Annotated in this window: 24 protein-coding genes and 1 tRNA gene; 7 read left to right on the top strand and 18 right to left on the bottom strand. The window is 68.0% G+C overall.

From position 1 onward, the window contains the following. The 7 genes from U742_RS0100510 to pncB form a co-directional block, all read right to left on the bottom strand. Complete coding sequence (locus U742_RS0100510) at window positions 1–1,212, bottom strand: efflux RND transporter periplasmic adaptor subunit (RefSeq protein WP_029348965.1); 1,212 nt, start codon at window positions 1,210–1,212, stop codon at window positions 1–3. Between the two features lie 119 nt (window positions 1,213–1,331). Beyond that, window positions 1,332–2,885, bottom strand: coding sequence for a murein biosynthesis integral membrane protein MurJ (gene murJ / locus U742_RS0100505; RefSeq protein ID WP_029348963.1), 1,554 nt, complete (start codon window positions 2,883–2,885; stop codon window positions 1,332–1,334). Between the two features lie 87 nt (window positions 2,886–2,972). After that, window positions 2,973–3,467, bottom strand: coding sequence for a hypothetical protein (locus tag U742_RS0100500; protein WP_029348961.1), 495 nt, complete (start codon window positions 3,465–3,467; stop codon window positions 2,973–2,975). Window positions 3,468–3,476: 9 nt separating this feature from the next. Next, entirely contained in the window at window positions 3,477–4,631 is a 1,155-nt protein-coding gene (locus U742_RS0100495) for a DegT/DnrJ/EryC1/StrS family aminotransferase (protein WP_029348959.1), read from the bottom strand. Between the two features lie 14 nt (window positions 4,632–4,645). After that, window positions 4,646–5,641, bottom strand: a complete 996-nt coding sequence (locus U742_RS0100490) for a Gfo/Idh/MocA family protein (RefSeq protein ID WP_029348957.1) — start codon at window positions 5,639–5,641, stop codon at window positions 4,646–4,648. A gap of 314 nt (window positions 5,642–5,955) precedes the next feature. Beyond that, window positions 5,956–7,722 (bottom strand): SH3 domain-containing protein, encoded by a 1,767-nt coding sequence (locus U742_RS21795; RefSeq protein ID WP_156034088.1) that lies wholly within the window; start codon window positions 7,720–7,722, stop codon window positions 5,956–5,958. A 212-nt stretch (window positions 7,723–7,934) separates the two neighbouring features. Next, window positions 7,935–9,227: a nicotinate phosphoribosyltransferase gene (gene pncB / locus U742_RS0100480; protein WP_029348954.1), complete on the bottom strand. Its 1,293-nt coding sequence runs from the start codon at window positions 9,225–9,227 to the stop codon at window positions 7,935–7,937. Window positions 9,228–9,437: 210 nt separating this feature from the next. Between pncB and U742_RS0100475 the strand changes: the two genes are divergently transcribed. After that, on the top strand, window positions 9,438–10,538 hold the full coding sequence (locus U742_RS0100475; RefSeq protein WP_029348952.1) for an alkene reductase: 1,101 nt from the start codon (window positions 9,438–9,440) through the stop codon (window positions 10,536–10,538). A 14-nt stretch (window positions 10,539–10,552) separates the two neighbouring features. Here the strand turns inward: U742_RS0100475 and U742_RS0100470 are convergent, their stop codons facing one another. The 6 genes from U742_RS0100470 to U742_RS0100445 form a co-directional block, all read right to left on the bottom strand. Beyond that, complete coding sequence (locus U742_RS0100470; RefSeq protein WP_029348951.1) at window positions 10,553–11,026, bottom strand: HXXEE domain-containing protein; 474 nt, start codon at window positions 11,024–11,026, stop codon at window positions 10,553–10,555. Window positions 11,027–11,094: 68 nt separating this feature from the next. Then, window positions 11,095–11,469 carry a RidA family protein gene (locus U742_RS0100465; protein ID WP_029348949.1) on the bottom strand — a complete coding sequence of 125 codons (375 nt, stop codon included), beginning with the start codon at window positions 11,467–11,469 and terminating at the stop codon, window positions 11,095–11,097. A gap of 77 nt (window positions 11,470–11,546) precedes the next feature. Next, the gene (locus tag U742_RS0100460) at window positions 11,547–12,437 is read right to left on the bottom strand and encodes a transglutaminase family protein (protein ID WP_029348947.1); all 891 of its coding nucleotides are present in this window, start codon (window positions 12,435–12,437) and stop codon (window positions 11,547–11,549) included. Window positions 12,438–12,509: 72 nt separating this feature from the next. Beyond that, window positions 12,510–12,725 carry a hypothetical protein gene (locus U742_RS0100455; protein ID WP_029348944.1) on the bottom strand — a complete coding sequence of 72 codons (216 nt, stop codon included), beginning with the start codon at window positions 12,723–12,725 and terminating at the stop codon, window positions 12,510–12,512. A gap of 128 nt (window positions 12,726–12,853) precedes the next feature. Then, window positions 12,854–13,492, bottom strand: coding sequence for a DUF2272 domain-containing protein (locus U742_RS0100450; RefSeq protein ID WP_029348942.1), 639 nt, complete (start codon window positions 13,490–13,492; stop codon window positions 12,854–12,856). Window positions 13,493–13,703: 211 nt separating this feature from the next. Next, window positions 13,704–13,910: a hypothetical protein gene (locus U742_RS0100445; RefSeq protein ID WP_029348941.1), complete on the bottom strand. Its 207-nt coding sequence runs from the start codon at window positions 13,908–13,910 to the stop codon at window positions 13,704–13,706. Window positions 13,911–14,061: 151 nt separating this feature from the next. Between U742_RS0100445 and U742_RS23060 the strand changes: the two genes are divergently transcribed. After that, the gene (locus U742_RS23060; RefSeq protein ID WP_156034087.1) at window positions 14,062–14,220 is read left to right on the top strand and encodes a hypothetical protein; all 159 of its coding nucleotides are present in this window, start codon (window positions 14,062–14,064) and stop codon (window positions 14,218–14,220) included. 122 nt (window positions 14,221–14,342) lie between these two features. Further along, window positions 14,343–16,457: an acyltransferase family protein gene (locus U742_RS0100440; protein ID WP_029348938.1), complete on the top strand. Its 2,115-nt coding sequence runs from the start codon at window positions 14,343–14,345 to the stop codon at window positions 16,455–16,457. A gap of 184 nt (window positions 16,458–16,641) precedes the next feature. Here U742_RS0100440 and U742_RS0100435 read toward each other — a convergent pair. From U742_RS0100435 to U742_RS0100420, 4 genes are all read right to left on the bottom strand, one after another. Beyond that, a tRNA-Lys gene (locus U742_RS0100435) sits at window positions 16,642–16,717 on the bottom strand. A 102-nt stretch (window positions 16,718–16,819) separates the two neighbouring features. Next, window positions 16,820–18,319 (bottom strand): tripartite tricarboxylate transporter permease, encoded by a 1,500-nt coding sequence (locus U742_RS0100430; RefSeq protein WP_029348935.1) that lies wholly within the window; start codon window positions 18,317–18,319, stop codon window positions 16,820–16,822. A 12-nt stretch (window positions 18,320–18,331) separates the two neighbouring features. Beyond that, a complete protein-coding gene (locus U742_RS0100425) occupies window positions 18,332–18,826 on the bottom strand; it encodes a tripartite tricarboxylate transporter TctB family protein (protein WP_029348933.1) in 495 nt (164 codons plus the stop codon). Between the two features lie 107 nt (window positions 18,827–18,933). Continuing rightward, window positions 18,934–19,950, bottom strand: a complete 1,017-nt coding sequence (locus U742_RS0100420; RefSeq protein WP_029348931.1) for a tripartite tricarboxylate transporter substrate binding protein BugD — start codon at window positions 19,948–19,950, stop codon at window positions 18,934–18,936. Window positions 19,951–20,145: 195 nt separating this feature from the next. On the opposite strand from U742_RS0100420, the gene pabB reads away from it, so the two are divergent. Genes pabB through U742_RS0100405 form a run of 3 tightly spaced genes read left to right on the top strand, consistent with a single transcriptional unit; the run spans window position 20,146 to window position 22,963 of the window. Continuing rightward, the gene (gene pabB / locus U742_RS0100415) at window positions 20,146–21,582 is read left to right on the top strand and encodes an aminodeoxychorismate synthase component I (RefSeq protein ID WP_029348929.1); all 1,437 of its coding nucleotides are present in this window, start codon (window positions 20,146–20,148) and stop codon (window positions 21,580–21,582) included. Further along, window positions 21,579–22,154 (top strand): anthranilate synthase component II, encoded by a 576-nt coding sequence (locus U742_RS0100410; RefSeq protein WP_029348927.1) that lies wholly within the window; start codon window positions 21,579–21,581, stop codon window positions 22,152–22,154. The genes pabB and U742_RS0100410 overlap by 4 nt, the downstream gene beginning before the upstream one ends. Further along, entirely contained in the window at window positions 22,151–22,963 is an 813-nt protein-coding gene (locus U742_RS0100405; RefSeq protein ID WP_029348925.1) for an aminotransferase class IV, read from the top strand. The genes U742_RS0100410 and U742_RS0100405 overlap by 4 nt, the downstream gene beginning before the upstream one ends. A gap of 9 nt (window positions 22,964–22,972) precedes the next feature. Here U742_RS0100405 and U742_RS23455 read toward each other — a convergent pair whose 3' ends face one another. Continuing rightward, the gene (locus tag U742_RS23455) at window positions 22,973–23,569 is read right to left on the bottom strand and encodes a DUF930 domain-containing protein (protein ID WP_248310220.1); all 597 of its coding nucleotides are present in this window, start codon (window positions 23,567–23,569) and stop codon (window positions 22,973–22,975) included. Between the two features lie 622 nt (window positions 23,570–24,191). Here U742_RS23455 and U742_RS23055 point away from each other — a divergent pair. Beyond that, the gene (locus U742_RS23055) at window positions 24,192–25,892 is read left to right on the top strand and encodes a DUF6600 domain-containing protein (RefSeq protein WP_029348921.1); all 1,701 of its coding nucleotides are present in this window, start codon (window positions 24,192–24,194) and stop codon (window positions 25,890–25,892) included. Window positions 25,893–25,924 lie beyond the last annotated feature (32 nt).

Raw genomic sequence — 25,924 nt, 5'->3', positions numbered from 1 at the left:
TCAGTTCGTGGCGGCTTTGGCGGGCGCGGCGGCGGCCGGAGCTGCCCCCTCCTCCTGCGCGACCACCTTCGAGCCCGGCCGGATGCGCATCAGACCGTTGACGACGACCCGATCATTGGGGTCGAGGCCGCTCTTGATGACGCGCAGACCGTCGACCACGCGGCCGAGCGTCACGTACTTCATCTGCGGCGCCTGCGGCTCGCTGCCCGGCCCCATGACATAGACGAACTTGCGCGTCTGCTCGGTGCCGATGGCGACGTCCGGCACCAGCAGCGTGTCCTTCGGCTCGGAAGCCGGAAGCTGGACGCGGCCGAACATGCCGGGGGTGAACGTGCCGTTCGGGTTGCTGAACTTGGCGCGGCCCCGGATGGTGCCGGTGGTCTCGCTGATGGTGTTGTTGACGAAGTCCATCGTGCCGGCATGCGGGAAGCCGGTCTCGTCGATGAGCTCCAACTTCACCGGCATCGGCGGCAGCACCTGCCCGTCGGACGGCGCACCGCCTTTGGCGAGGCGCTGGTAGCGCAGGAACGAGGCCTCGTCGAAGGTAAAGTCGAAATAGATCGGGTCGATGGAGACGATGGTGGCCAGCAGCGTGTTGGTGTTGACGCCGCCGGTACCGCCGGTCACGAGGTTGCCGACCGAGACCTGCCGGTCGCCGATGCGGCCGCTGACCGGAGCGCGCAGCTCGGTGAATTCGAGGTCGAGCTGGGCCGCCCGCACCGCCGCCTCGTTGGCGGCGACCTGAGCGCGCGCCGAACGCTCGGTCTGCTGGCGCTGATCGAAGGTCTGCTTGGAGATCGCTGTGGAGGCACGGTCCTGCAGCAGCGTCTGCGCGCGCTGCAGGTCGGAGATGGCGAAATCGAGATCGGCCTGCGACTTGGCGAGGTTGGCCTGCGCCTGTTCGAGCGCGATCTGGAACGGCCGCTTGTCGACGGTGAACAGCAGGTCACCCTGCTTCACCAACTGTCCGTCGGTGAAATTGATGCTCGCCAGATAGCCCGACACCCGCGCGTAGATGCGCACCAGATCGACCGCGGCGAAGCGCCCCACATATTCGTCGTAGTCGGTGACCGGCTTCACCTGCGGCTTGGCCACGGTGACCGGCGGCGCGGGCGGCGCCTGCTGGGCCTGCTGCGGCTGTCCGCAGCCGGCGAGACCGAGCGTGGCGACGAGAATGGTCAGGGAAGCAAGGCGCGGGAACGCGACCGTCATAAGACTTCTCCGAGGCGATCTGGAAGGCCGATCGTACGACCGATCGGAGAGTCACGTCCCGCAGCGGCTCCCCGAGGGCGTTGCCCTTACCATAGTTTTGTTGCGATGCGAAAGCCGCATCAGATAACTTTGGTTACCTTCCCCGCCGGTGGTGTCCGGACGAGCGCGCGTAGTTGTGCGGGCCCGATGATGAACCAGAGCAGAACGGCATAAACGGCGCCGCCAACCATGATGCAGGCGAAAAGTCGCGCCTCCTCGCGCAATGCCGGCAGGCTGGCGAGCGCCGGCCGCGCCCATTCCGCGGTGAAATAAAGCGCGGCGCCGAGCGCAAGGCCGACCAAGGCGAGCCGCGGCAAGGCGCGCAACAGCGCGCCGTCACCGAATGCGATGCCCTGCCGGCGGGCGAACAACATTAGAAGCCCGAGATTGATCCATGCTCCCACCGAGGTCGCGAAGGCGAGGCCCACCTGCGCGAACCGGTCCATGAGCAGCACCTTCAGCGCGATGTTGATCACCGCCGCGAGCAGCGTCGCGATGACCGGCGTGCGGGTGTCGCCGCGGGCGTAGAAGGGCGCCGAGAAGGCGCGCATCACCACGAACGGAAACAGCCCCACCGTATAGGCCGCCAGCGTCGCGGCGGCGGCGGCCGCCGCTTCGGGGGTGAAGGCTCCGCGCAGGAACAGGCCGCGCATGATCAGCTCAGGGATGGCGAGCGAGGCGCAGACGAAGGGCAGCGCCAGCACCAGCGTGAGCTCGATCGCCCGCGCCTGCGCGAGGCGCGCGCCCCCCTCGTCGCCGGCGGCCAGACGGCGCGACATCTCCGGCAGCAGCACAATGCCGGCCGCGATGCCGACCACGCCAATGGGGAGCTGGTTGATACGGTCGGCATAGAACAGCGCGGCAACGGCGCCTTGCGGGAGAAACGAGGCGATCAGCGTGTCGGCGAAGAGAGCGAGCTGCACGCCGGCCGAGCCGACAATGGCCGGACCGAGCGCCTTGAGGAAGGCACGCATGTCGGCATCGAGGCGCGGCCACCCGAACCGCAGATGCAGCCCATGCCCCTCGGCGTCGAACAGCAAAAGCCCGACCTGGAGGAACCCCGAGATCAGCACACCCCAGGCGGCCGCGTGCCCGGCCGTCTCGAACAGCCCGGCGACGCTGAGCGTCGCCACCATCGCGATATTGAGCAGGATCGAGGCCGCCGCCGCCGCCCAGAAGCGGTCATTGGCGTTCAGGACGCCGCCGAGCAGCGTCACCACGGCGATCAGTCCGAGATAGGGAAAGGTGATACGGGTGAAGGCGACAGCGAGATCGAAGCGCTCCGCATCGAGCCCCGGCGCCAGCACGCCGACCAGCCACTGCGTGCCGAGCAACGCCCCCGCGAGGATGACGAGCTGGACCACCACGACGCCGGTGAGGATCTCGTCGGCGAACGCCTTGGCCCGGCCCGGCCCCTCCTGCGTCTTCACCCGCGCATAGGCCGGCACGAAGGCGGCATTGAACGCCCCTTCAGCGAAGATGGCACGGAAATGGTTCGGCAGGCGGAAGGCGATATAGAAGGCATCGGCGATCGGCCCGGCGCCGAGCACCGCCGCCATGAAGATGTCGCGCACGAAGCCGGTGAGCCGCGAGAGCAGCGTCCAGCCGCCGACCGAGAAGATGGAACGAATCATGCCCTCTGCCGTCGCGAATCGACGGCCAGCGCCGCCCGGCGGAACCTAGAGCCTTTCCCGATCCGGTGGAAACGGCTCAGGCACCCGTTACGTCCCGAACCCCGAGCCTGCCTCCGGGAAGATGCCGAAATAGAACTCGCGCAGTCCGATCACCGCACCGAGATGATGCAGCCAGATGGCGTCCTCGATGCGGTCGAAGACCGAGAAGCCGTGCCACGGCCCAGACGAGGAGTTCGCGTGCGAGAGGATGCGCGGGCGCGCCGTCTCCGCGACGAGCAGATGCGCCAGCACCTGCGTCGCCCGGAAAAGATCGAGCCGCAACAGCAGGTCCGGCACCGGCTCGGCTTCGTCCAGCACGACAATGGCGAGCCGCGCCGTCTCCGGGATCGGTGAAGGAACCTTCCAGATCAGCGTGACGTCCGCCCGCAGCTCCCTGGTCCAGCCCTGACCACCGAACGTCCAAGGGCCGGTCCAGACGCGGCAGTCGCCCTTGGCAAGCTGGGCCGAAAAGTTGCGGCGCACCGCGGCGATGGCGTTGGCGACGATGCGGTCCCGCCGCGATCCCCCGCCCTCGCCATACATGGCGCTATCTCATGCGGTGAGCGCGCGCCGCACCGCCGCGATCACGCGGTCCTGCGTCGCCTCGTCGAGATAGGCGTGGATCGGCAGGCTGATCACTTCCTCAGCGAGCTGCTCGCACACCGGCAGGCCGTTGCCGGCGGAAGGATACTGCGCATAGGCCGGCTGGCGGTGCATCGGGATGCGGTAATAGACCGCCGTCGGCACGCCTTCCTTCTGCAGCGCGCTCGCGAGCGCGTCGCGCCGGCCAGCGGGAAGGCGGATCGTGTACTGCGCCCACACCGAGGTCGCGCGGCTGTCGACCACCGGCACGATGCACAGGTCGGCCAGCGCCGCGTTGTAGCGCTTCGCAGCGGCATCGCGGGCGGCGGTCTCATCGGCGAAGATGGCAAGCTTCTCGATCAGCACCGCCGCCTGGATGGTGTCGAGGCGCCCTGTCATGCCGATGCGGACGTTCTGATACTTGTCGACGCCCTGCCCGTGCTCGCGCACGCTCTTCAGCACCGGCACGAGGTCGTCGTCGTCGGTGAACACCGCCCCGCCGTCGCCGTAGCAGCCGAGCGGCTTGGCCGGGAAGAAGCTCGTCGCGGTGGCGTCGCCGATCGAGCCGGTGCGCTTGCCGTTCCAGGTGGCGCCGAAGCCCTGCGCAGTGTCGCACAACACCTTCAGCCCATGGGCCTTCGCAATCGGCAGGATTGCGTCGTAATCGGCTGCCTGACCGAACAGGTCGACCGGGATGACGACCTTCGGGGTGAGCCCCTGGCGCTTAGCCACCGCGATGGCGGCCTCGAGACTCGCCGGGTCCATGTTGAAGGTGTCGGCCTTCACGTCGACGAAGACCGGCGTCGCGCCCACCCACGGCACCACCTCGGCGGTGGCGCAGAAGGTGAAGGAGGGACAGAACACCGCATCCCCGGCCTTCACGCCCCACGCCATCAGCAGCATGGCGAGCGCGTCGGTGCCGCTGGCGCAGGCAATGGCGTGCTTGGCGCCGGCGAAGGCGGCGAGCTTCGTCTCCAGCTCGGCCACTTCCGGCCCATTCACGAAACGGCAGTGGTTCAGCACCCGCGTCACCGCCTCGTCGATCCGGGTCCCGAGCCGCGCCCGCTGGGCCGCGACGTCGATGAAGGGGATCGGAGCGGTTTCGATCTTCACATGCGTGTTCATGCAGAATCCCTTGCTCAGCCCGCGACGCGGATGCGCGCCGGCGCGGCTTCCGGCGCGGCACTCGGTGTCGGCAGGCAGCGGATGGCGGTGGCGAGGCTGGCGACCCCGTCCTCGCCGGTCACCGCCGGCGGCTCGCCGGTGCGGATGGCGTCGAGGAAGCGCGTCAGCTCGACGCGCAGCGGCTCGGCATAGGCGACGGGAAGGTGGCGCATCGAATAGCTGCCGTCCGGCCGATAGTCGAAGCACTCTGTCACCTGCCGCGTCAGCAGGTCACCGCTCACATATTTCTTGCGCGTCGCGACATGCACGGTACGCGCCTTGAAGGGGGTGAGCCAGTTGGTGTTGATGTGCGCGAGCACGCCGTTGGCGGTGCGGAACTGCAGCAGCGCGATGTCCTCGCGCTCGGCCACCGCCGCCTTCACCTGCGGCTGCACCTCGGCGATCTCCGAGCCGGTGAAGTGGCAGATCAGGTCGATGTCGTGCACCGCGAGGTCGATGACGACGCCGACATTAGACATGCGCGGCGGGAACGGCCCGACTCGGGTGATGCCGATGGAGAGGATCTCCTCGCCGCGAATGGCATTCTTGATCGCCTCGACGGCCGGATTGAAGCGCTCGACATGGCCGACCATCAGCGTCACGCCCTGCTCCTTCGCAGCGGCGACGATCGCCTCGCCCTCCTCCACGGTGGGCGCGATCGGCTTCTCGACCAGCACATGCGCGCCGGAATTGATAGCGGTGAGCGCGATCTCGTGATGCAGATGGGTCGGCGCCGCCACCACCACCGCGTCGACCTTCAGCCCGAGCAGGCCGCCGACATCCGGCACCGCCTTGCAGCCGAGGAACTCGGCGACCTTGCCACCCTGGGCGAGATCGGGATCGGCGATGCCGACGAGGCTGGCGCCGGGCAGATCGGCGAGCACGCGGGCATGGTTCGCCCCCATCACACCGACGCCGACGACGCCGACCCGGATCGGCGCCCGCGCGGCGGGAACAGCGCTCTGAGCCATTCTGACTGTCCTTCAAAAATTCCTTAAAGCTCGCCCGGCGCGGTCTAGCATGTGCCGTGAACGCAGGCGAGCGGACGAGATTCGTCAAATCCTGCCGCGGCCATCAAGAATTGCTGCGACGTGTTACATGGCGGGGCCCGACCGCGTCCGGCGCGCGCCGGCAAGCACAGCCGGCAGTCCGCTTCGAGAAGCGGAGATATCGTCGCCCGCGGCGCAGCGAAGGATGGCCCCCGAACCAGCCCGGAGGCGGCACCGTCGGACAAGGAAAACCTTTATCCGACAATGATTTGTAACTGGGGAAAGCGGCCGGCGAACTAGCCGCCGGCCTGGACGAAGCGCTTGAAGACGAAGCCGCGCTTGCCGTCGGCCACGATCTCGCACCAGATGTTGCAACTGACCAGATCGACCTGCTCACCGGCCTTCAGCGTGGTGAGCGCGGCGCCGCTGTTATCCGGCTTGGCACGCAGCGTCACGCTGGACCGGATGGTCGCCTTGCCCGCCTGCACGGTGCCGGAGGCCGCTGAATCATCTGCAGCGGCATCGTTCGACGAATCGGCGCTCGGCTGATTCGCGGGCGCGGCCGGGGCCGGAGGCTTCGCGGCCGCGAGCTTCGGGGGCGCGGGCTTGGCCGGCGGCGTCGGCACGACGGCATCCGGGACCGCCACGGGCGGATCGGCGGGCGCGAAGCCCTGCATCTGCGGAACGGTGGGCTCGGCGGGTTCGTTGCCGGCCGGCGCGAGGGCCGGATCATTCGCGGCCTGCGTCGCCTCGGGAACGGCGGCGCCTTCGGGCGCGACGGCATCAGCCTGCACCGGAGCGGTCATGTCCGGGCCGACGGCGGTCACCTGAGCTTCAGGGGGCGTCGCCTGAGCATCGGCCGGCTGGGCGTCGGCCTGCGCCGCCGCGACCGCACTGTCCTGCTGCTGCGGCGCGCCTGAATTCTGTGCCGTCGAATCCGGCGCCGGCGCCGTCACGATGCGCGGCTCCGGAGCTCCAGCGTTCGGGTTCGCGGGCGGCTCGGAGGCGTTCTGCGAGGGTGCGACACTAGCGATCGCGGCATCCGTAACCGTCGGTGCGGCCGAAGCGTTGTCGTTTCGCGCCGCCAGCGACTGCAGGGCTATGACCGCTCCGCCGACCGCCGCGATGATCACCGCGAGCACCGCGAAGCGTGTCCAGGTAATGGCCTCGGAGGCCCGCGCGCGCCGGGTGCGCTTCTCCGGCTTCAGCGCCGGATCGAAGGCGCTGACCCGCGCGCCCTCCCGGCGCGGCGCCGGCTCCACGGTCGGCTCGACCTTCGCCGCCCGAGGCTTCGCGGCCTGTTTGGCCGAAGGCTGAGCAGCGGTGGGCTTGGCGGCCGGCACCGCGGCGGCATCGGCATCGGCCGGCGCGCGCAGGGTTGGAGCGACCGGCCGCGGCTTCTCGGGGATCGGCTTCGGCGCCTCGAACAGGAACGGATCGGTGCGGCCGGTCTCTTCGAGCTGTTTCTGGATGGAGGCTTCGACCGGCGCGGCTGCCGCGCGGACGACGGAGCCGAAGGCGGCGGTGGCCTCAGTGGCGGGCTGCGGGCGGGAGGCGTCGGCCGCCCGCGCGTGCTTGGGAGCGAATTCGCTGTCGGGAACCCCGACATAGGTGAAGGCGGCCGCGGCCATGCGGTCGATCCGTTCCTCGTCGGGCCACGGCACGTCGGTCTCGCCGTTCTCCTGCATCAGCCTTGTGCGTTCGGCGGCGATACGGGCAGCCTCGGCGGCGATCAGGCGCGCACCGAACCCGCTCCCGAGCACCGAGGTGCCCGTGTCGGTCTCATGTCCTCCCGGCACGTCCACCCCTCCGTCCGTACGTTTCTCGGTGGCCAGCGAGGCCATGAACGCCTGCAGATCACTCAGCAGATGCTCGGCCTCGACGGCATCCTCGCCCGCGCCGGCCGGCACAAGGCCGGGCCCGTCGGACGATGCGATGATTCGGGGGTCGCGGGCGAACCGGACGTAGGAACGATCCTCATGCCCAGGGGCCGGTACCCATTCGCCGGCGCCGGACGGCTCATGGCCGACGGCCTCGCGATCTCGAATCTGCGCATTTACCATGAAATTGTCGCTCGCTCCGGCAGGCCGCCCCTTGCCTGCACCTTGCGCCCCTTTTCCCCTTAACCCCTCCAGAGAGGGCCCGAAACGGCGTGCCGATTGGAATCGTTGCAGAATTGACACGGCCGATATTTAAACTGACCTTTAATTGCGGCAAGTCTTGGCCCGACGTCACCTGCTTTTTCGCCGCACATGGCGCTAGGGGCCGGCCGCGCTCAGACGAGGACCGCGCGTTCCTGCTGCGCTCCAACCCCGAAGACGCGCTTATAGCGCTCGATTTCCTCCGGCGGTCCCATCGCCTTGGTGGGGTTGTCGGAGAGCTTCACCGTCGGGCGCCCATTGGCGGAAATCACCTTGCAGACGATGGAAATCGGGTCCAGCGCCCCGTTCGGGGCGAAACCGCGGAAATCGTTGGTGAGCAGCGTGCCCCAGCCGAAGCCCATGCGCACGCGCCCGGCGAAATGGCGGTAGATGCGTTCGATGGCGTCGACGTCGAGCGCATCCGAGAAGATGACCAGCTTGGTCGAAGGGTCCTGCCCCCGGGAGCGCCACCAGGCGATCGCCTCCTCGCCGCCCTCGATCGGGTCCTTGCTGTCGACGCGGATACCGGTCCAGCGCGCCACCCAGTCCGGGGCATGGGCGAGGAAGCCGGTGGTGCCGTAGGTGTCGGGCAGCATGACGCGCAGATTGCCGTCGTAATCCTCCTGCCAGTCGGCGAGCACCTCGTAGGGCGCCTCGGCGAGTTCGGCGTCGCTCTCGGCCAGCGCGGCATAGACCATCGGCAGCTCATGCGCGTTGGTGCCGGTCGCCTCGACCTCGCGGCGCATCGCGATGAGACAGTTCGAGGTACCGAGGAAGCCGGCACCCAGCCCCTCCATGACGGCCTGTACGCACCAGTCCTGCCACAGGAAGCCGTGCCGCCGCCGCGTGCCGAAATCGGCGACATTGGCGCCCTCCAGCGCCTTCAGCCGCTCGACCTTCTCCCACACGCGCGTCATGGCGCGGGCATAGAGCACCTGCAGTTCGAAGCGTCCCATGCTGCGCAGCACCGCACGCGAGCGCAATTCGTTGATGATGGCGAGCGCCGGGATTTCCCACATGGTGGTCTCGATCCACGGCCCCTCGAAGGTCAGCTCGTATTGCCCGTCACGCTTTTCGAGGTGATAGGGCGGGAAACGGAAACCCTCGAGCCATGCGATGAAGTCCGGCGCGAACATCTGCCGCTTGCCGTAGAACATGTTGCCGCGCAGCCAGGTGGATTCCCCGCGCGTCAGCGAGAGCGTGCGCACATGGTCGAGCTGCTCGCGCAGTTCGCGCTCGTCGACGAAATCGGCGATGCGCACCCGGCTGGTGCGGTTGATGATGCCGAAGGTGACCCGCGTCTCGAAATGCCGGCGGAAGATCGTCTGCGCCATCAGGAGCTTGTAGAAGTCGGTGTCGAGCACCGAGCGGACGATCGGATCGATCTTCCAGGTGTGGTTGTAGACGCGCGTGGCGATGTCGATCATCGAGGACGACCCCAGTTCCCGGCGTCCCTTCTAGTGCATGCCGCCCGAAATTGCAGGTGCCGCCCGCGACATTGGAATGCCTCCGGCATGGGCATAAGCGTTCCCCAATCCCACCATGCAAATTTTCATGGGTAGCGGGCTCTGGCGGAATTGGTGCGGCGCACATATGTCGTGCACGATGTAACACCCTTCCAGCCATAGGATCGCTTCATGAGCACCGGCACGCCGTCCCTCTTCGAGCCCTACAAGCTCGGCGACGTCACCCTGTCGAACCGCATCGTCATGGCCCCGCTGACGCGCAACCGCGCGGGCGCCGGCCTCGTCCCGACCCCGCTGATGGCCCAGTATTACGGCCAGCGGGCACAGGCCGGGCTGATCGTCACCGAGGCGACGCAGATCTCCGATACCGCGCAGGGCTATCAGGACACGCCTGGCGTCTACACCGACGCGCAGGTCGCCGGGTGGCGCGCCGTCACCGATGCCGTGCATGCCAAGGGCGGGCACATCTTCGTGCAACTCTGGCATGTCGGCCGCGTTTCGCACCGCTCCCTGCAGCCGGGCGGCGCGGCGCCGCTGGCGCCTTCCGCGGTGCGCGCCAACACCAAGACCTTCGTGAATGGCGGCTTCGCCGATGTCGACGAGCCGCGCGCGCTGGAGATCGAGGAAATCCCCGGCATCGTCGACGACTTCCGCCGCGCCGCGGCGAAGGCGCTCGAAGCGGGCTTCGACGGCGTCGAGATCCACGGCGCCAACGGCTACCTGATCGACCAGTTCCTGCGCGACGGCGCCAACAAGCGCACCGACGCCTATGGCGGCTCGATCGAGAACCGCACGCGCTTCCTGCGCGAGGTGGTCGCGGCGGTGACGCAGGAGATCGGCGCCAAGCGCACCGGCATCCGCATCTCGCCCGTGACCCCGGCGAACGACCTCAGCGACAGCAACCCGCAGCCGCTGTTTGAGCATGTGGCGGATGTGCTGAACACGCTCGGCCCGGTCTATGTGCACCTCATCGAGGGCGCGACCGGCGGGCCGCGCGACATCGTGCCGGGCTTCGATTTCGAGGCGCTGCGCAAGCGCTATGACGGCACCTGGATGGTCAATAACGGCTATGACCGGGTCATGGCGGAAGCCGTGGTCGCGAGCGGCAAGGCCGACCTCGTCGCCTTCGGCAAGAACTTCATCTCCAATCCGGATCTGGTGGAGCGGCTGAAGCGCGGCGCGGCGCTGAACGAGCTCGACCGCGACCATCTCTATGGCGGCGGCGCGAAGGGCTACATCGACTATCCCGCGCTCGAGGAAGCGGCGGCCTGATCCGCCTTCGTCACCTATGGGGTCTGCCGGAAATACGGCAGGCCCCTCAGGTGCAGCATGACGATCGGATAGGCCATCAGCAGCGCACCGATGACGAAAGCTCCGATCAGCGTGCCGGTGGTGAGCGTGCCTTCGGCACTGGCCGCGCGGAAGACCTCGATCCCAACCGGATAGAACAGCACCGCGGCCGTGAACACGCCCGGCGACCAGCGCCCGCGCGTCACGATCATCGGCAGGACGTGGAAGAAGGTCGCGTTGATGATCATCAGCGCGGCGAAGGTAAGCGGAACGAGCGGAACGGTCGGCGCCAGCGCCCCCTGCGCGATGCCGAACACCACCACCACGGAATTGGTGACGTAGAAATCCCCCCACTCGACCGGCAGCCTGATCACGGCGCGTGCCCAGTCGCGCCAGTCGAACATGTATTCTTCCATGATGTGGACCGCATAGGCGATGAGGGCGATCCACGCCCATTCCGTCAGCCCCATGTCCCCGTCCCCGCTATTCTGAGAGGTATGAGGCCACGGGGCACAGGGAGCGTCAACAATTCTGCCGGTCAGGCCCGATAGGCGACGAGGTCGATCTCCACCACCGCGCCCCGCGCCAGACCGGTGACGCCGACGCAGGTGCGCGCCGGCAGACGGCCCGTCTCGAAATAGGAGCGGTAGACGGCGTTCATCGCGGGATAGTCGCGCTCGAATTCGGTGAGGTAGATACGCGCCTGGACCACGTCGGCCAGCGTGAAGCCGATGCCTGCCAGCACGAGGATCAGATTGTCCATCACCCGCCGGGTCTGCGCCTCGATGCCTTCGGGCAGCGGCGCGGAATCGTCGGCCGGATCTGTCGGCATCTGGCCGGTGACGAACAGCCACGGCCCGATCTGAACGGCATGGCTGAAAGGCGCGACCGGGGTCGGTGCACCCTCGATCATGTGGAACAGCGGGAGGAGCGGAGCAGAATCGAACATGCCGGAAGCCTATCCCGGCCTATGCGCCCCGTCAGCCGCCCTCACGCCGCCAGCGGCTCCGGCTGCAAACGCACCGACACGTCGACGATCAGACCGAGATAGTCGCCGATCGCCCCGGTGAATCCGCCGGCGACTGGCACCGCCTGCGCCGGATCGCGCGTGACCGCGACCCGGATAAGATTGTCGGCGGCGATCGTGCCGTTGGTCGGGTCGAACTCGACCCAGCCCGCGCCCGGCAGATAGATGTCGGCCCAGGCATGGGTGGCGCCGGCGCCGATCACCCCGGCATTCTCGCCGTCGAGCGCCGGATCGTAGAGATAGCCGGTGACGAAGCGCGCGCCGAAGCCGAGCGCACGTGCTGCCTCGATCAGCAGCAGCGCGAAGTCGCGGCACGAGCCGCTGCCGAGCCGCAGCGTCTCGGTCGGCGGCTGCGTGCCCTGCTCGTAGCGCACCTGATAGGCGAAGCCGTTGCGGATGCCGCGGTTGATGTCGGCGAGCAGCGCCATGGTGTCGGTCGGCCGCGTGGCGATGAAGCCGCGCGCCCAGGCATCGAGCTCGCCCTGCGCATCGGAATAGTGACATTCGAGCATGCGGCCAAGATCGGTACGGTCGTCGGTGGAATAGACAAAGGGGTAGTCGCGCGCGCCCTCGTCGAGCTCGAAGTTCAGCCCGCCGAGCCCATAGCGCTCGATGGTCAGCAGGCTTTCGATCACCAGCTCGCTGGCGGGCTCATGGAAATCGGCGATGGCGACGGAATTGCCGAACACGTCGTGCAGCCAGCGCACGCTGGCGCTCGGCGAGAGGATGAGGTCGGCATGAACGAGGCGCAGGTCATGGCTGTCGCGCGGCCGCAGCATCAGCCGGTGCGTCTGGAAGGTGACGGGGTTGGCGTAGCTGTATTTCGTCAGATGACGCACGGTGAGCGTCTGCATGGCCATTCCTCAAAAGCACAAACGACCGCCCGGCGAACCGGTACGGTCGCGGATATATAGCTGGATAGTTCCTCAGGCGCACATGCGGCCGACGACGAAGCCGATCAGGCCGGCGGCGATGAGCGCGTGGAAGGAGTAGCGCCGCTCCGGCGCGAGGTCGGCAACGGCGTCTTCGGCGAGGTTCTGCACCTCATCGCCGACGGAACGCACCGCATCTTCGGCGTTCCGCACCGTCTCGCGGCCCGATTTGCCGAGGTTCGTGATGTTGTCCTTCGAACGTTCCGCCATTGCCGCCTCTCCATGCTGCCGATCGCCGCCCCGACAACGCGCCGCGCGTGGATTGGTTCGATCGACGGCGTGGGAGGCGAGCCCGCCGCCGGCCGCTTGCCGGCCGCAGCGCCACGTCCTCCATTGTGCTAGAGATCGCAGCGCAGGATGGCGATCCAGGGCAGTTCGGTTCCCGCCTCCGTGAAGCGGTTGCGCAGATAGCCCATATCGGTCAGTCGCAGCGACTTGCGATCGACATTGTTGGAGATGTTGCCGCCCATCGTGTGGACGTGTGTGGCGGTTACGTCGATGACGATGTCGCCGTGGGAGGGGTAGAAGCTGTCCGCCTCGTAGATCAGCGCCGCCTGATCGTAGGTGTAGCTCTTGGCGTATTCGCGCCCGGCGCAGCAGATGTCGCCGACCCGAGGCTTATAGGCATCGGATCGCATGGCGGTATAGCCGAAATTGGGCAGGCCGCCGGCCGCCTTCTTCATCGCCCGGTCGACATAGTGGCAATGCGCCTCCGTGAAGCGGAACTGGTTCGCCGACGCGCCGGCCGTCTTGACGCAGAACGACACAAAGGCTGACGACCAGGCCGGCCTCTTGCCGTCGACCACGGTGCGGCCGGTCAGGTTGTTATTGCCTATAGAGACCCAGTAGTCCTTCACGAAGAGATAGTAGTCCTTGCTGTGCTGTGGCCGTCCCCAGGTTTCGCGCCCCGCGCCATTGTCCCATCGCGCGTACTCGTTCTTGCAGACCTGCACCAGTTGGTCGACGAAAGCCGTCATCCGCCCCTCCCCCCGACATGACACGCAGGCCCCGCGGGAGCGACCCGCGGGTCGCCTCACGCGTCGGGCGTGCAGGGAGAGGATGATTACATCTTATAGAAGAATATCAATCATATTCTCGCATAGGTTGCGCGCATTTCGCCACTTCGACGGCACCACTTCCGCGTCGTCGGAAAGGCCGTATGGAAAAGTCCTTGAAGCGATCCGCGGATCACCGCCGCCGCGCGACGAAGGCGATGATCTCCGCCGGGCCGCGCGCCGGGACGAGGCGCACGCGCCGCCCGCCGCAGAGGTCGCAGCGCAGCCGCCCGCCCTCCGGCATCGCTCCGCCCGCGAGCTGCGGGAGCGCACGCCCGAGGATGGAGCGCTGACCGCAGCGCAGGCACTCGGCGCAGAGCGTCGGCGGTTCGTGTTTCATTCCGTCCATCTCCGCCCGCGGGCGTTGCCGGATGATTTCATCATGCCGCCTTTATGCGCGAAGCGCGAAATCACGATCGAAAGCCTATGTCTGCCCCCGCACATGATGAGCCGACGCCACGGATCGGCGCCGGAACCGTCAGAGGCAGGCCATGCCGAACATTCTCAAACGTATCCTCGACCAGCTCTGTCGCATGAACGCGCTGCTGACCGAACGCGCCGAATTGCACGGCCGCTACTGCATCGCCGATGCCAAGATCCGCCAGCCGCGACGGTCATTACCGTCCGGGAAAGCCGTACCCGCAAGATGATGCCGCGCGCAAGGCCGCGCCCCCCGGCATCGCCGATCCGGGACGAGCCGGGCATGAACGGATGGCGTGCGGCACCTAGAACCTGATATGAACCGCCCCGCAGCCGGACGGGTTTAAGTTTTATGTTGTCGGACAAATCGGGGGCGCCGGCCGAACGAGGCTCCATCGTTCTGGCGTATCAAGCCCTTCGCGCACTTGCGGTCTCGCTTGTGTTCGCGAACCACCTGGTGCCGGAAGCGTTGCCCGGCGGCTTCATAGGCGTCGACATCTTCTTCGTGATCTCCGGATTCCTGATCACGATGCATCTGGTCCGCGAGATGGAGGGCGGCAGCTTCAGCTTCGCCGGCTTTTACGCCCGCCGCGCGCGCAGGCTGCTGCCCGCGGCCTTGACCGTCCTTCTGGCAACCGCGATCGCGGTCTGGCTCTGGCTCCCGCCGGCCCGCATCGCCTCGGCGATGAACGACGTCGCGGCGGCCGCCCTCTATGTCGTGAACTGGCGGCTGGCGAACAATTCGGTCGACTATTTCGCCGAGGGTGCGGCCGCTTCGCCCGTCACCCACTTCTGGTCGCTTTCGGTGGAGGAGCAGTTCTATCTCGTCTGGCCGGCGCTGCTTCTCCTTTCCCTGCATCCCAGGAGTCCGCTCCGGCGCATGCGGAGCGAACATCGGCTGCCGGTCGTGCTGGCGCTGGTGATCGTGCTCTCGCTTGCCGCGGTGGTGCTGGCCCCGCAGGTGTCGCGCGCCGCCATCTATTTCGAGACGCAGTCGCGCGCCTGGGAGTTTGCGGCCGGCGGTCTGGCCGCGCTGATCGCGCGCTCGCATGGCGGATCGGTCGCCGCGCTCAGGCACCTCGCCCTGCCGAGCTGGGCGATGCTGGCCGTGTGCGGCTGGCTTCTCGGGCCGCAATCCGGCGTTCCCGGGTTCGCCGCGATCCCCCCCGTGGCCGCGACCGCCGTGCTGCTCATGATCGGGGATCGTCCCGGCATCGGCACGCCGGCGGCCGTGATCCGGCTGCGGATCGTGCAATGGCTCGGCGACAGGTCCTACGCTATCTATCTCTGGCATTGGCCACTCGTCGTCATCATGCCGTTCGCTCTCGGCATCAGTGGTCACGGGGCGACCCACATCGCCCTGACGATCGCGCTGTGCCTGGCCCTGTCGGCGCTCACCAAGCCGTTCATCGAGGACCGCTTCCGCTTTGGGCGGACCGGCCTGCTGTCGCGGCCGGTGCCGGCTCTCGGCGCCCTCGTCCTGCTGTCGGCCACCGTTGCGCTCGGCTCCTATTTCGCCGCGGGGCGGATGATCGAGAGGGCGCGCGAGGTGGCCGAGCGGCTTTACGCTTTGTCGCAATACCCGCAGGGGTCCTGCTTCGGCGCGCGGGCCGCGGGGGCCGAAGCCGACTGCCAGCACTCGCACCGCCTGCTGGAGCGCGACTTCGCCCTGCAGACCTGGGATACGCAGATCGTGCGACCGCCCAATGGCAGCCTCTGCCAGAACCCGCCGGGAGACGAGCGGCTGAACCCGTGCGGCTTCGGTCGTCCCGAATCGGAAAACCCGCTGCGCATCGCGCTGATCGGAGATTCCCACGCCGGCATGTGGGGCGCGGCGCTGATCGAGATGGCCCGGGATATCCCCCTGCACGTGAAGGGCTATCTGGCGTCCTCCTGCGCCGCCACGCTGGACGACGCCTCCTTCGCGACCTACCTCACCCCCGAGCGTCGGCCCGGCTGCGTGAAGTGGCGCAAGGCCGCCATCAACGCGGTGGCCAATGATCCGTCGATCGATGTCGTCGTCGTGTCGGGCAATGCCTACAATCAAGCCAGATCGTTCGCGAACGGAACATGGGCCGAGGACGACGGACAGGGATTTGCCGACGCCTGGCGGCAATTTCTGGCGGCGGGCAAGCGGGTCGTGGTCATGGACGACGTTCCCGAGCTACCCGAACGCCTGCCGGACTGCCTCGCCAGGACAGCGGCGTCCGACGACCCGTGCAGCTATCCCGCCCAGCGCATCCCGCACGAGACCGTCTTCGCCCGGGCCGCCGCGAAGATCGCCGATGACCGGTTCCATTTCGTCAGGATGCGCGACGTCTTCTGCGACGAGCAGAAGTGCCACGCCGTCATCGGCGGCATCCCCGCCTACATGGATGGGGACCACATCTCGGCACCGCTGGTGCGCAGCCTGACCGACCGGCTGAAAAAGGCGGTTCTGTCCGACGGAGCCATCGTCGCGCCGTGATGGGACATCTCCCTGCGAGGCGCGCGGATCGACGATATCGGGCCCGTCGCGGCGCTCCGGCGTGACGTGATGGACGAACCGCCGAGCTACCGGGAACTGATGGGCAAGCTACAGCCTCGGCGCGAGGCGGCGCCGTCACCAGGTATCGATGTTCGGAGAACCCTAACCCTATCAAGGGATAAGATGGTGGGCGCACAAGGACTCGAACCTTGGACCCGCTGATTAAGAGTCAGCTGCTCTACCAACTGAGCTATGCGCCCGAACAGCGCGCGAGCACTCCGTCTCGCGAGCCGCGGTCGTGTAGCAGAGGCATCCCGGCCTGTCCATAGCGCGCGGCGCGGTTTTACCCGGCAGCGATGGACTCACTCCTTGAACGCCTCTTCGCGCTTCTTGCTGATCGAGGGCAGCAGCACCACGGCGAGCGCGGCGACCGCCATCAGCAGCAGCGTCGCCGAGAGCGGGCGTGAGAGGAAGACCATCGGGTCGCCGCGCGAGATCAGCAGTGCGCGGCGCAGATATTCCTCCAGCATCGGGCCGATGATGAAGCCGAGCAGCAGCGGCGCCGGCTCGCATTCGAGGCGCACCAGCACGTAGCCGACCACCCCGAACAGCGCCATGGCGAACACGTCGAAGGCGTTGTTGTTCACGCTGTAGACGCCAATGCAGCAGAAGCCGACGATCAGCGGATAGAGCACGTGATAGGGCACAGTCAGCAGGCGCACCCACATGCCGATCAGCGGCAGGTTGAGCAGCACCAGCATCAGATTGCCGATCCACATCGAGGCGATGATGCCCCAGAACAGGTCCGGCTTCTCGTTCACCACGTTCGGGCCGGGCACGATGCCCTGGATGATCAGCGCGCCGATCATCAGTGCCATCACCGGGTTGGAGGGGATGCCGAGGGTGAGCATCGGGATGAAGGAGGTCTGCGCGCCGGCATTGTTGGCCGATTCGGGACCCGCGACGCCCTCGATGGCGCCCCGGCCGAAGCTCTGCGGCTCCTTGGAAATCTTCTTCTCGATCGAATAGGCCGCGAAGGAGGAAAGCATCGCGCCGCCGCCCGGCAGGATACCGAGCAGCGAGCCGAGCGCGGTGCCGCGCAGCACCGGCCCGACGATGCGCTTCAGGTCCTCCCTGGTCAGCATCAGCCCGGTGACCTTCTGCACCAGAACACTGCGGCCGTGCTCGTCCTCAAGATTGCGGATGATCTCGCCGAGCCCGAACACGCCCATGGCGAGGGCGACGAACTCGATGCCGTCGGCAAGGTCGGTGATGTCGAAGGTGAAGCGCGGCGTGCCGGTGTAGACGTCCTGGCCGGCGAGGCCCAGCAGGATGCCGAGCACCACCATGGCCAGCGCCTTGATCACCGAGCCGGACGCCAGCGCCACCGAGGCGACGAGGCCGAGCACCATCAGCGCGAAATATTCCGGCGCGCCGAACTGCAGCGCGAGGTCGGCGAGCGGCGGCGCAAACAGCGCCAAGAGGAAGGTGGCGACCGTACCGGCGAAGAAGGAGCCGAGCGCCGCGGTCGCAAGCGCGGCGCCGGCGCGGCCCTTGCGCGCCATCTGGTAGCCGTCGATGGCGGTGACGACGGACGAGCTCTCGCCCGGCAGGTTGATCAGGATCGCCGTGGTCGAGCCGCCATATTGCGCGCCGTAATAGATGCCGGCGAGCATGATCAGCGCCGAGACCGGCGGCAGGCCGAAGGTGATTGGCAGCAGCATGGCGATGGTCGCCACCGGCCCGAGGCCCGGCAACACGCCGATCAGCGTCCCGAGCAGCACGCCGATAAAGCAGTAGAGGATGTTCTGGAAGGTGAGCGCGACGGAGAAGCCGAGCGCCAGATTGTCGAAGATTTCCATGACCCCCACCCCTCAGTAGCCGCCGAGCCAAGGCCCGAGCATGGGAAGCGGAAGCCCCAGGCCCTTGATGAACACTGCCCAGGCGAACACCACCATCAGCGCGGTGAGCGCGAGCGCGGTCAGCAGATGGAACTTCTTGCTGGCGAGCGCGGAAATGAACACTGCCAGCCCCATGGAGGGACCCAGTCCAAGAGGACGTATGCCGAGACCGAAGATCACCACCGCGAGGGTGACGAGCCCCAGCGCCATCCACGGGATCGGTGGTGCCTTGGCGTCGTCGTCTTCGCCCTTTGCGGGAGCATCGCCGGTGAAGGCGATGCCGGTCAGCAGCACGATCAGCCCGAGAACGCCGAGTAGGCCGGCCAGCAGAAGCGGGAAATAGCCCGGCCCCATACGGATCGCCGTACCCATCGGCAGGTCGAGGGTCAGATAGGCGAACATGGCGGCCAGCGCCAAGAGAAGGACGCCGGAGAGGACGTCCTTCTCGCTCTTGATGAACCGGCTCATGCGGTCTGCCCCTCGTCCGCTCTGGCTTTCGCCCGTTTTGTTGGTGCGTCCCTGCCGGGACGGCGAGGCCGCCCGTCCTGGGACGGCCTCGTATCGGCTCGCGAGAATCAGTCGGCGAACACGCCGGCCTGCTCGATGATCGGCTTCCACTTGGCGACCTCGGCGGCGAGGAACGCCTTGTGGACCTCCGGCGTGGCGCGATCCTGCGACACCGGCTCGGTGCCGAGGTCGGCGAAGCGGGCGATCACCTTGGGGTCCTGCAGCGCCGTCTTGAGGGCGGCATTGAGCTTGGCGACCACGGCCGGCGGCGTGCCCTTCGGCGCATAGGCGCCGTGCCAGACGGCGATCTCGAAGCCCTTCACACCCCCCTCCTCCATCGTCGGGATGTCGGGCAGCGACTTCAGCCGGGTCTTGGTGGTGACGCCATAAGCCTTCACCTTGCCGGCCTTGATCTGGCCGGTGGTGTTGGTGGTCTGGTCGCACAGAAGGTCGATCTGGCCGCCGACGAGGTCGTTCATCGCCGGGCCCGTGCCCTGATAGGGCACCGTCGTCATCTGCGTGCCGAGCGCCGACATCAGCAACATGCCGCACAGATGCGAGGCCGAGCCGACGCCCGCATTGCCGTAGATGACCTTGTCCTTGTTTTCCTTGATGAAGGCGACCAGCTCGGTGGCATCCTTCGGCGCCAGCCCGTTCTTGCCGAGCACCGTCATCGGCACGTCGGTGATGAGGCCGACGGCCTCGAAGTCGGTCAGCACGTTGTAGGGCAGCTTGCGATAGAGCGTCGCCGCGGTGGCCTGGCCGATATGGTGGACGAGGATGGTGTAGCCGTCCGGCGCGGCCTTGGCGACCTGGCCGGCACCGCGGGTGCCGCCGGCGCCGCCGACATTCTCCACGATCACCTGCTGGCCGAGGCTGCGCGACATGGATTCGGCGATCAGTCGGGCCACCGTGTCGGTGGGGCCGCCCGCCGTGAATGGCACGACCATGGTTATCGGACGGGTCGGATAATCCTGCGCCTGCGCACGGTCGGCCGATACGGCCGTCAGAGCCCCCGCGCCGAGGGCGAGCGCCGCGACGGCGAGCGCGGCGCGTCCGGCGGAAGCGATGTTCCAGCTTTTCATTGCGTCCCTCCCGAGACTATGTCCGAACGTTGTCGATGACGCGCCGACACCCGTTCTCGCGGCGGCGCTTGCCGATGCGACAAACCCAACATCCGCATGCAGCAGCGTCAAGCCGTCCGAAGGGCGCATTCATGCGATTTCCGCCGGTTTGGCATCTCGCTAGGAAACGCAGGCCCGCCGTCCCATATTGCGTTCATGATTCACGAGCCGCCGCCCCTCGTCGTCGAGATCGACCACCAGGACCCCTGGCGGGCGGCGCGACGCTTTGCCCACAGACACGGCAGGCGGGTCGACGGGCTCGTCTTCCTCGACAGCGCCATGGTGCACCCGCTGCTCGGCCGCTGGAGCTATCTGATAGCCGAGCCCTTCGGCCGCTTCCGCGTCGAGGACGGCCGGGCGAGGTGGAATGACGCGCCGGAGCAGGCTGCGCCCATTCCGGCCCTCCGGCAGCGGCTCGCCGCCTTCCGGCAGGCGCCCCTCCCGCTCGACGCTGGCTTCCAGGGCGGCGCCGCCGGCTATTTCGCCTATGAGGCCGGCCGGCTTTTCGACCGCTTCCCCGTGACCGCCCCCGAGGCCGGCGAAGGCCCGGAGATCGATCTCGGCTTCTACGACGTCGTCATCGCCTTCGATCAGGTGGCGCGGCGCGCCTATGTGATCTCGACCGGCTGGCCGGAGGCCGATCCGGCGCGACGGCAGGCCCGCGCCCGCGAGCGGCTGCAGGATGCGGTGGAGCGCCTCGCCACCCCCGAGCCGCCGCTCGACGATGCCATCGCCGAGCCCGAATGGGCCTCGAACTTCACCGCCGAGGGCTACCGCGCCGCGGTGGCGCGCGTGATCGACTACATCCGCGCCGGCGACATCTTCCAGGCGAACTTCACCCAGCGCTTCCATGCCGAGATCGGCGAGGCCGACCCGCTCGCGCTCTACGACCGGCTGCGGCGCGCCAATCCGGCGACCTTCGCCGCGCTGATCGTGAACGAGGACCGCATCGTCGCCTCCTCCTCGCCGGAGCGCTTCGTGCGCATCGAGGGCCGCGCGGTCGAGACGCGGCCGATCAAGGGCACCGTGCCGCGCTCGGTGGAGCCGACGCTCGACGCCTTCCGCGGCCGCGAGCTCACCGCCAGCGAGAAGGACCGCGCCGAGAACGTGATGATCGTCGACCTGCTGCGCAACGATCTCTCGCGTGTCTGCAAGCCGCACACGGTTCAGGTGCCGCGCCTGTGCGGCCTCGAGACCTACGCCAACGTCCATCACCTCGTCTCCGTGGTGACCGGCGAGCTAGCAGAGGGCCGCGACGGACTCGACCTGATCGCCGCCTCCTTCCCCGGTGGCTCGATCACCGGTGCGCCGAAGATCCGCGCCATGGAGATCATCCACGAATTGGAAGGACGTCCGCGCGGCCTCTATTGCGGCTCGATCGGCTATATCGGCTTCGACGGCACGGCCGACCTCAACATCGCCATCCGCACCGTCACGGTCGAGGGTGGGGAGGCGAGCTTCGGCGTCGGCGGCGGCGTCACCGTGCTCTCCGACCCCGCACTGGAGCATGCCGAGAGCCTGACCAAGGCCGAGCGCCTGTTCCGCGCCTTCCGGCAAGAGGTGGGGCAACCCGCCGGGACGGTGGCCGGATGATCCTCGTCATCGACAATTACGACAGCTTCGTCTTCAACGTTGCGCGCTACCTCACCGAGCTCGGCGAGGAGGTGAAGGTCGCACGCAATGATGCCCTCGATGTCGGGGCGATCGCCGCCAGCGGCGCGAAGGCGCTGGTCATATCGCCCGGTCCCTGCTCGCCCAACGAGGCAGGCATCTCGCTGCCGGCCATCCACGCGCTTTCGGGGCGGCTGCCGATCCTCGGCATCTGCCTCGGCCACCAGTGCATCGGCCAGGCCTTCGGCGGGCGCGTCGTGCGGGCGAAGGAGCCGATGCACGGACGCGCCTCGGCGATCACGCATCGCGGCAGCGACGTGTTCGAGGGCCTGCCCTCCCCCTTCGCGGCCGGACGCTACCACTCGCTCGCGGTGGAGCTCGCCGGCGGCGAGCCCCTCGTCGCCACCGCCTGGAGCGAGGACGGCGAGATCATGGGCCTCGCCCACCGCACGCACCCGACCTATGGCGTGCAGTTCCATCCCGAATCCGTGCTGACCGAGCACGGCTACCGGATTCTGGAGAACTTCCTGGCGCTCGCGAAGGCGCCGGCATGACCGCGACCGTCAGCGTCGAAGACCGCGGCTTCACGCTCGGCGACGGCGTGTTCGACACCGCCCTTGCGTTGGGTGGCGTGATGGTCGCGCGCGAACGCCATCTCGCGCGGCTGCTTTCCTCGGCGCAGGCCATAGGCATCGGCGAGCCCGGCGCGCTGCGGGCATCGGTCGAGGCGGCCGTGGATGCGGCGGTCGGTCCCGCGCCGTCCATCATCCGCACCACCGTGACTCGTGGCACCGCCGCGCGCGGCCTGTGGCCCGCCACCGCCGGCACGCCGACCGTCGTGGTCACCACCGCGCCGTGGAGCCCCGCCCTGCTCGGTCAGCCGGCCAGGCTCGTCACCGCCGGCGCGCCGCGCAACGAGCGCTCCCCGACCGCCAGCCTCAAGTCACTGAACTATCTCGACAACATTCTCGCGGCGCGCGAAGCGGCGGAGCGCGGCGCCGACGACGCGCTGCTGCTTAACACCGGCGGACGGATCGCCTGCAGCACCATCGCCAACATCTTCATCCTGAAGGACGGGCGCCTCGTCACGCCGCCGCTCCGCGAGGGCTGCCTGCCCGGCATCGTCCGTGCCTTGGTTGCCGATCTCGCCGCCGGACAAGGATTGGCCTTCGACGAGGCGCCGCTGCGTCCCTCAGACCTGCGCGAGGCGGACGCGGTGTTCCTGACCAACAGCCTGCGCTTCATCCGCCGTGTCACCGCCCTCGACGGCGTCGCCTTGAGGATGCAGGCGACGGACACCCTCGACACGCTCAGCGCCGCCCTGTTCGCTGGGGTGGAGATGGAACGCGGCGTCCGGCCCTGAACCGCCGCTTCAATGCCGGGAAGGAAGGTTCAGGGCCGTCCATTCCTCGCGTGGAATCTCATCCCCGACCCGGAAGGCGAAGCCGACGACCTTGCGCATGCCCTCGTCGAGATCGCAGCGATAGGACACCTCGAACCAGCGCAGATGGCTGCGGAACGCTCCGCCCGAAGCGATAAGCGTGTTGTCCTGCATCCGCGCGTCGGCGCGGGCGTAGTCGACGAGACGGTCGGGCTGGAAGCTTTGCCGCCACGCGTGGATCTGCTCCATCGCCTCCAGATCGCAGAGCTGGGCGATGCGCTCCTCGTCGGTGAGCTCGGTTAGCGCCCGCCGCGTGCCGCGGCTGCGCGGATCGGCAAGCGCCCGCTCCGACAGCATGCGCGATGCCTCGATCATGTCCGGCTGCGAGGGGCGCGCCGGCGACATGTGCGGCGAGGCGGATGGCGGCGCCGACGACGCGCCCGGCAACACCTCTTCGAGCGGCCCGGCAGGAAGCGGCGGCTTGGCAGGCAGCAGCGCCGCGAGTTCGCGGGCCCCGATCACCTCGACCTCCATCGCCGGCTCGCGCGAGGATTCCAGCACCGGCGCGGCGGCCAGAAGCACGGCCATGGCCAGGAGCCCCGCATGGAGCGCGGCCGATCCGACGATGCCCGTGACGGCGCCGCGACGGCGGCCGGTGTTCGGGTCAGATTGCGACCCTCGCCGGTCCCGCGCATGCAGCATGACATCCGGAGCGGTCGCAGCGTGCGTCATGCGTCATGACACGTCATGGCCCTTGGTGAGGAGAGCGGACTATCGCCAGCGGCCTCGGCAGGAATAAGGCGCGACATCGTCGACCCACCTCAACGGGTCGAGCAGCCCTGAACCTTCCGGCCCAGGAAAACTATCGCGAGCATCATGAGAGTTTGTTGACGTTCAAACATGAGCCCTCATCTGAAACACAGAGAAACGCTATTTTACTTGTTCATTTTGCTGCCGTAATTTGCCACAATTGGCGTAATATTTCCATTATTACTGATATGACTGGAACGATCCTCAACGTCCGACGTTGAAGGCGCACTCTACGTCTGCGTCACGAGGTTCGGACATGATCAAACTTCACCACCCGCTGCTGATCGCGGGCCTGGCGGCAAGCTTTCTCGCGAGCTCGCTCGGGGTCCCGGCGAACGGCCAGACCCCACTGCCCCCGGCTCGACTTTCGCAGGCCGGACCTCCCTCCGCGGGCGCTCCCATGGACGTGCGCGTTTTCTATGATCAGCTCGCCGATTACGGCACCTGGGTCGAGCATCCCGACTATCGCTACGTCTTCATCCCGAACGATGTCGGCGCCGGCTGGCGGCCTTATCAGGAGGGCCGCTGGGTCTGGACCGACGCTTATGGCTCGTACTGGGAATCCGACGAACCCTTCGGCTGGGCGACCTATCATTACGGACGCTGGGGTTATGATCCGGCCTATGGCTGGTTCTGGGTGCCGGGCGACACCTGGTCGCCGGCCTGGGTGACCTGGCGGCGTGGCGGCGGCCGAACCGGATGGGCGCCGGTCGCCCCGGAGCGTGCCGGCTTCGCCATCGGACGCGCGCAATATTACGAGCCGCCGATCGCGGAGAGCTGGGTCTTCGTGCAGGACCAGTATTTCGGCGAGACGGACCTTGCCGCCTATGCCGCGCCGATCCCCGAGATCAGTGTCTATCTGCGCGCCGCGACCGACGAATACGACCCGGTCTGGGAGAACGGCTATTACGTCAACCGCGCGCTCCCCCCGACGGCCTTCGACAATGTCGTGCGCACCCGCATCGTTACGCGCGACATCGTCTATGTCGACCGGCAGGACGATCTCTTCTACGACGACAATGCCGGACAGATCGGCGTCTTCGCGCCGCGCATCACGCTCGGCGACCGGCTGCCGCCACCGCCCCGCGTCGCCCGAACGGTCGAGCCGGATCGTCGTGTCGTGGTGCGCCAGTATGTGCGCGACGACGTGCCGGGCGATCGACGCGGCCTGGCGGCGCCCTCCGCGGCACTCCTCACCTCGCTCGACGAGAGCCGCCGGCGCGAGCTGCGCGAACGTCGCTTTTCCGACCGCGACGCTTATCGGCGCGACCTCCAGACCCTCGAGCGCGAGCGGGCAGACCGCATCAGGGAGCTGCGCCAGCAGGCGGCCACGCGCAACGACGATCTCGAGCGCGAGCGCCGGCAGGCGATCGAGCAGCGCCGCGACCAGCTCGAGCGGGTGCGCGACGAGCGTCGGCAGCGCGCCGGTCAGGTGCAGGGCCGTCCCGATCAGCCCCGTCCCGATCAGGGTGGCCCGGCAGGACAGCGGCCCGATATGCAGCGCCCGGCCGCGCCCGGCATGGCGCCCGCTCCGCCGGCCGGAGCCGGAACTGAGCAGCGCCGCCAGCAGCAGGACCTGCGCCGCCAGGAGATCGAGCAGCAGCGCAATCAGCAACAGGAGCAGCGGCGTCAGCAGCAGGATCAGCGCCGACAGGAGATCGAGCGCCAGCGTGGCCAGCAGCAGGAGCAACAGCGCCAGCAGCAGGACCAGCGTCGGCAGGAGATCGAGCAGCAGCGCAATCAGCAACAGGAGCAGCGGCGCCAGCAGCAGGACCAGCGCCGGCAGGAGATCGAGCGCCAGCGTGGCCAGCAGCAGGAGCAGCAGCGCCAGCGGCAGGACCAGCGCCGGCGGGAGATCGAGCAGCAGCGCAATCAGCAACAGGAGCAGCGGCGCCAGCAGCAGGATCAGCGCCGGCAGGAAATCGAGCAGCAACGCGGCCAACAGCAGGAGCAGCGGCGTCAGGAGATGGAGCGACGCCGCCAGGGCGCGCCGGATCAGCCGCCGCCCCAGCGTCGCCAGCAGCAGCGTCCCGATCAGCCGCAGCCGGGAGACGGCGGTCAGCCCGACCCGCGCGGACGACAGCCATTCCCGCCACAGTGACTCTCGAAACAGAACGGCCGGGGCAAGCCCCG

The organism is Allobosea sp. 117, from assembly GCF_000702305.1.
Lineage (GTDB): Bacteria > Pseudomonadota > Alphaproteobacteria > Rhizobiales > Xanthobacteraceae > Ancylobacter.
Note: the sequence above shows the minus strand (reverse complement) of the source record. Positions and strands in the feature narration are given on the sequence as shown.

Excerpts from the sequence above, each read along its gene's own strand:
- U742_RS0100440 (WP_029348938.1), top strand. The coding sequence starts at position 14,343 with ATGTTGTCGGACAAATCGGGGGCGCCGGCCGAACGAGGCTCCATCGTT.
- U742_RS0100455 (WP_029348944.1), bottom strand. The coding sequence starts at position 12,725 with ATGGCGGAACGTTCGAAGGACAACATCACGAACCTCGGCAAATCGGGC.
- U742_RS23055 (WP_029348921.1), top strand. The coding sequence starts at position 24,192 with ATGGACGTGCGCGTTTTCTATGATCAGCTCGCCGATTACGGCACCTGG.
- U742_RS0100445 (WP_029348941.1), bottom strand. The coding sequence starts at position 13,910 with ATGAAACACGAACCGCCGACGCTCTGCGCCGAGTGCCTGCGCTGCGGT.
- U742_RS0100470 (WP_029348951.1), bottom strand. The coding sequence starts at position 11,026 with ATGGGGCTGACGGAATGGGCGTGGATCGCCCTCATCGCCTATGCGGTC.
- U742_RS0100410 (WP_029348927.1), top strand. The coding sequence starts at position 21,579 with ATGATCCTCGTCATCGACAATTACGACAGCTTCGTCTTCAACGTTGCG.
- U742_RS0100465 (WP_029348949.1), bottom strand. The coding sequence starts at position 11,469 with ATGATCGAGGGTGCACCGACCCCGGTCGCGCCTTTCAGCCATGCCGTT.
- pabB (WP_029348929.1), top strand. The coding sequence starts at position 20,146 with ATGATTCACGAGCCGCCGCCCCTCGTCGTCGAGATCGACCACCAGGAC.
- U742_RS0100500 (WP_029348961.1), bottom strand. The coding sequence starts at position 3,467 with ATGTATGGCGAGGGCGGGGGATCGCGGCGGGACCGCATCGTCGCCAAC.
- U742_RS23455 (WP_248310220.1), bottom strand. The coding sequence starts at position 23,569 with ATGGCCGTGCTTCTGGCCGCCGCGCCGGTGCTGGAATCCTCGCGCGAG.
- U742_RS0100510 (WP_029348965.1), bottom strand. The coding sequence starts at position 1,212 with ATGACGGTCGCGTTCCCGCGCCTTGCTTCCCTGACCATTCTCGTCGCC.
- U742_RS0100430 (WP_029348935.1), bottom strand. The coding sequence starts at position 18,319 with ATGGAAATCTTCGACAATCTGGCGCTCGGCTTCTCCGTCGCGCTCACC.
- U742_RS0100420 (WP_029348931.1), bottom strand. The coding sequence starts at position 19,950 with ATGAAAAGCTGGAACATCGCTTCCGCCGGACGCGCCGCGCTCGCCGTC.
- U742_RS0100460 (WP_029348947.1), bottom strand. The coding sequence starts at position 12,437 with ATGCAGACGCTCACCGTGCGTCATCTGACGAAATACAGCTACGCCAAC.
- pncB (WP_029348954.1), bottom strand. The coding sequence starts at position 9,227 with ATGATCGACATCGCCACGCGCGTCTACAACCACACCTGGAAGATCGAT.
- U742_RS0100450 (WP_029348942.1), bottom strand. The coding sequence starts at position 13,492 with ATGACGGCTTTCGTCGACCAACTGGTGCAGGTCTGCAAGAACGAGTAC.
- U742_RS23060 (WP_156034087.1), top strand. The coding sequence starts at position 14,062 with ATGCCGAACATTCTCAAACGTATCCTCGACCAGCTCTGTCGCATGAAC.
- U742_RS0100405 (WP_029348925.1), top strand. The coding sequence starts at position 22,151 with ATGACCGCGACCGTCAGCGTCGAAGACCGCGGCTTCACGCTCGGCGAC.
- U742_RS0100495 (WP_029348959.1), bottom strand. The coding sequence starts at position 4,631 with ATGAACACGCATGTGAAGATCGAAACCGCTCCGATCCCCTTCATCGAC.
- U742_RS0100475 (WP_029348952.1), top strand. The coding sequence starts at position 9,438 with ATGAGCACCGGCACGCCGTCCCTCTTCGAGCCCTACAAGCTCGGCGAC.
- U742_RS0100425 (WP_029348933.1), bottom strand. The coding sequence starts at position 18,826 with ATGAGCCGGTTCATCAAGAGCGAGAAGGACGTCCTCTCCGGCGTCCTT.
- U742_RS0100490 (WP_029348957.1), bottom strand. The coding sequence starts at position 5,641 with ATGGCTCAGAGCGCTGTTCCCGCCGCGCGGGCGCCGATCCGGGTCGGC.
- murJ (WP_029348963.1), bottom strand. The coding sequence starts at position 2,885 with ATGATTCGTTCCATCTTCTCGGTCGGCGGCTGGACGCTGCTCTCGCGG.
- U742_RS21795 (WP_156034088.1), bottom strand. The coding sequence starts at position 7,722 with ATGGTAAATGCGCAGATTCGAGATCGCGAGGCCGTCGGCCATGAGCCG.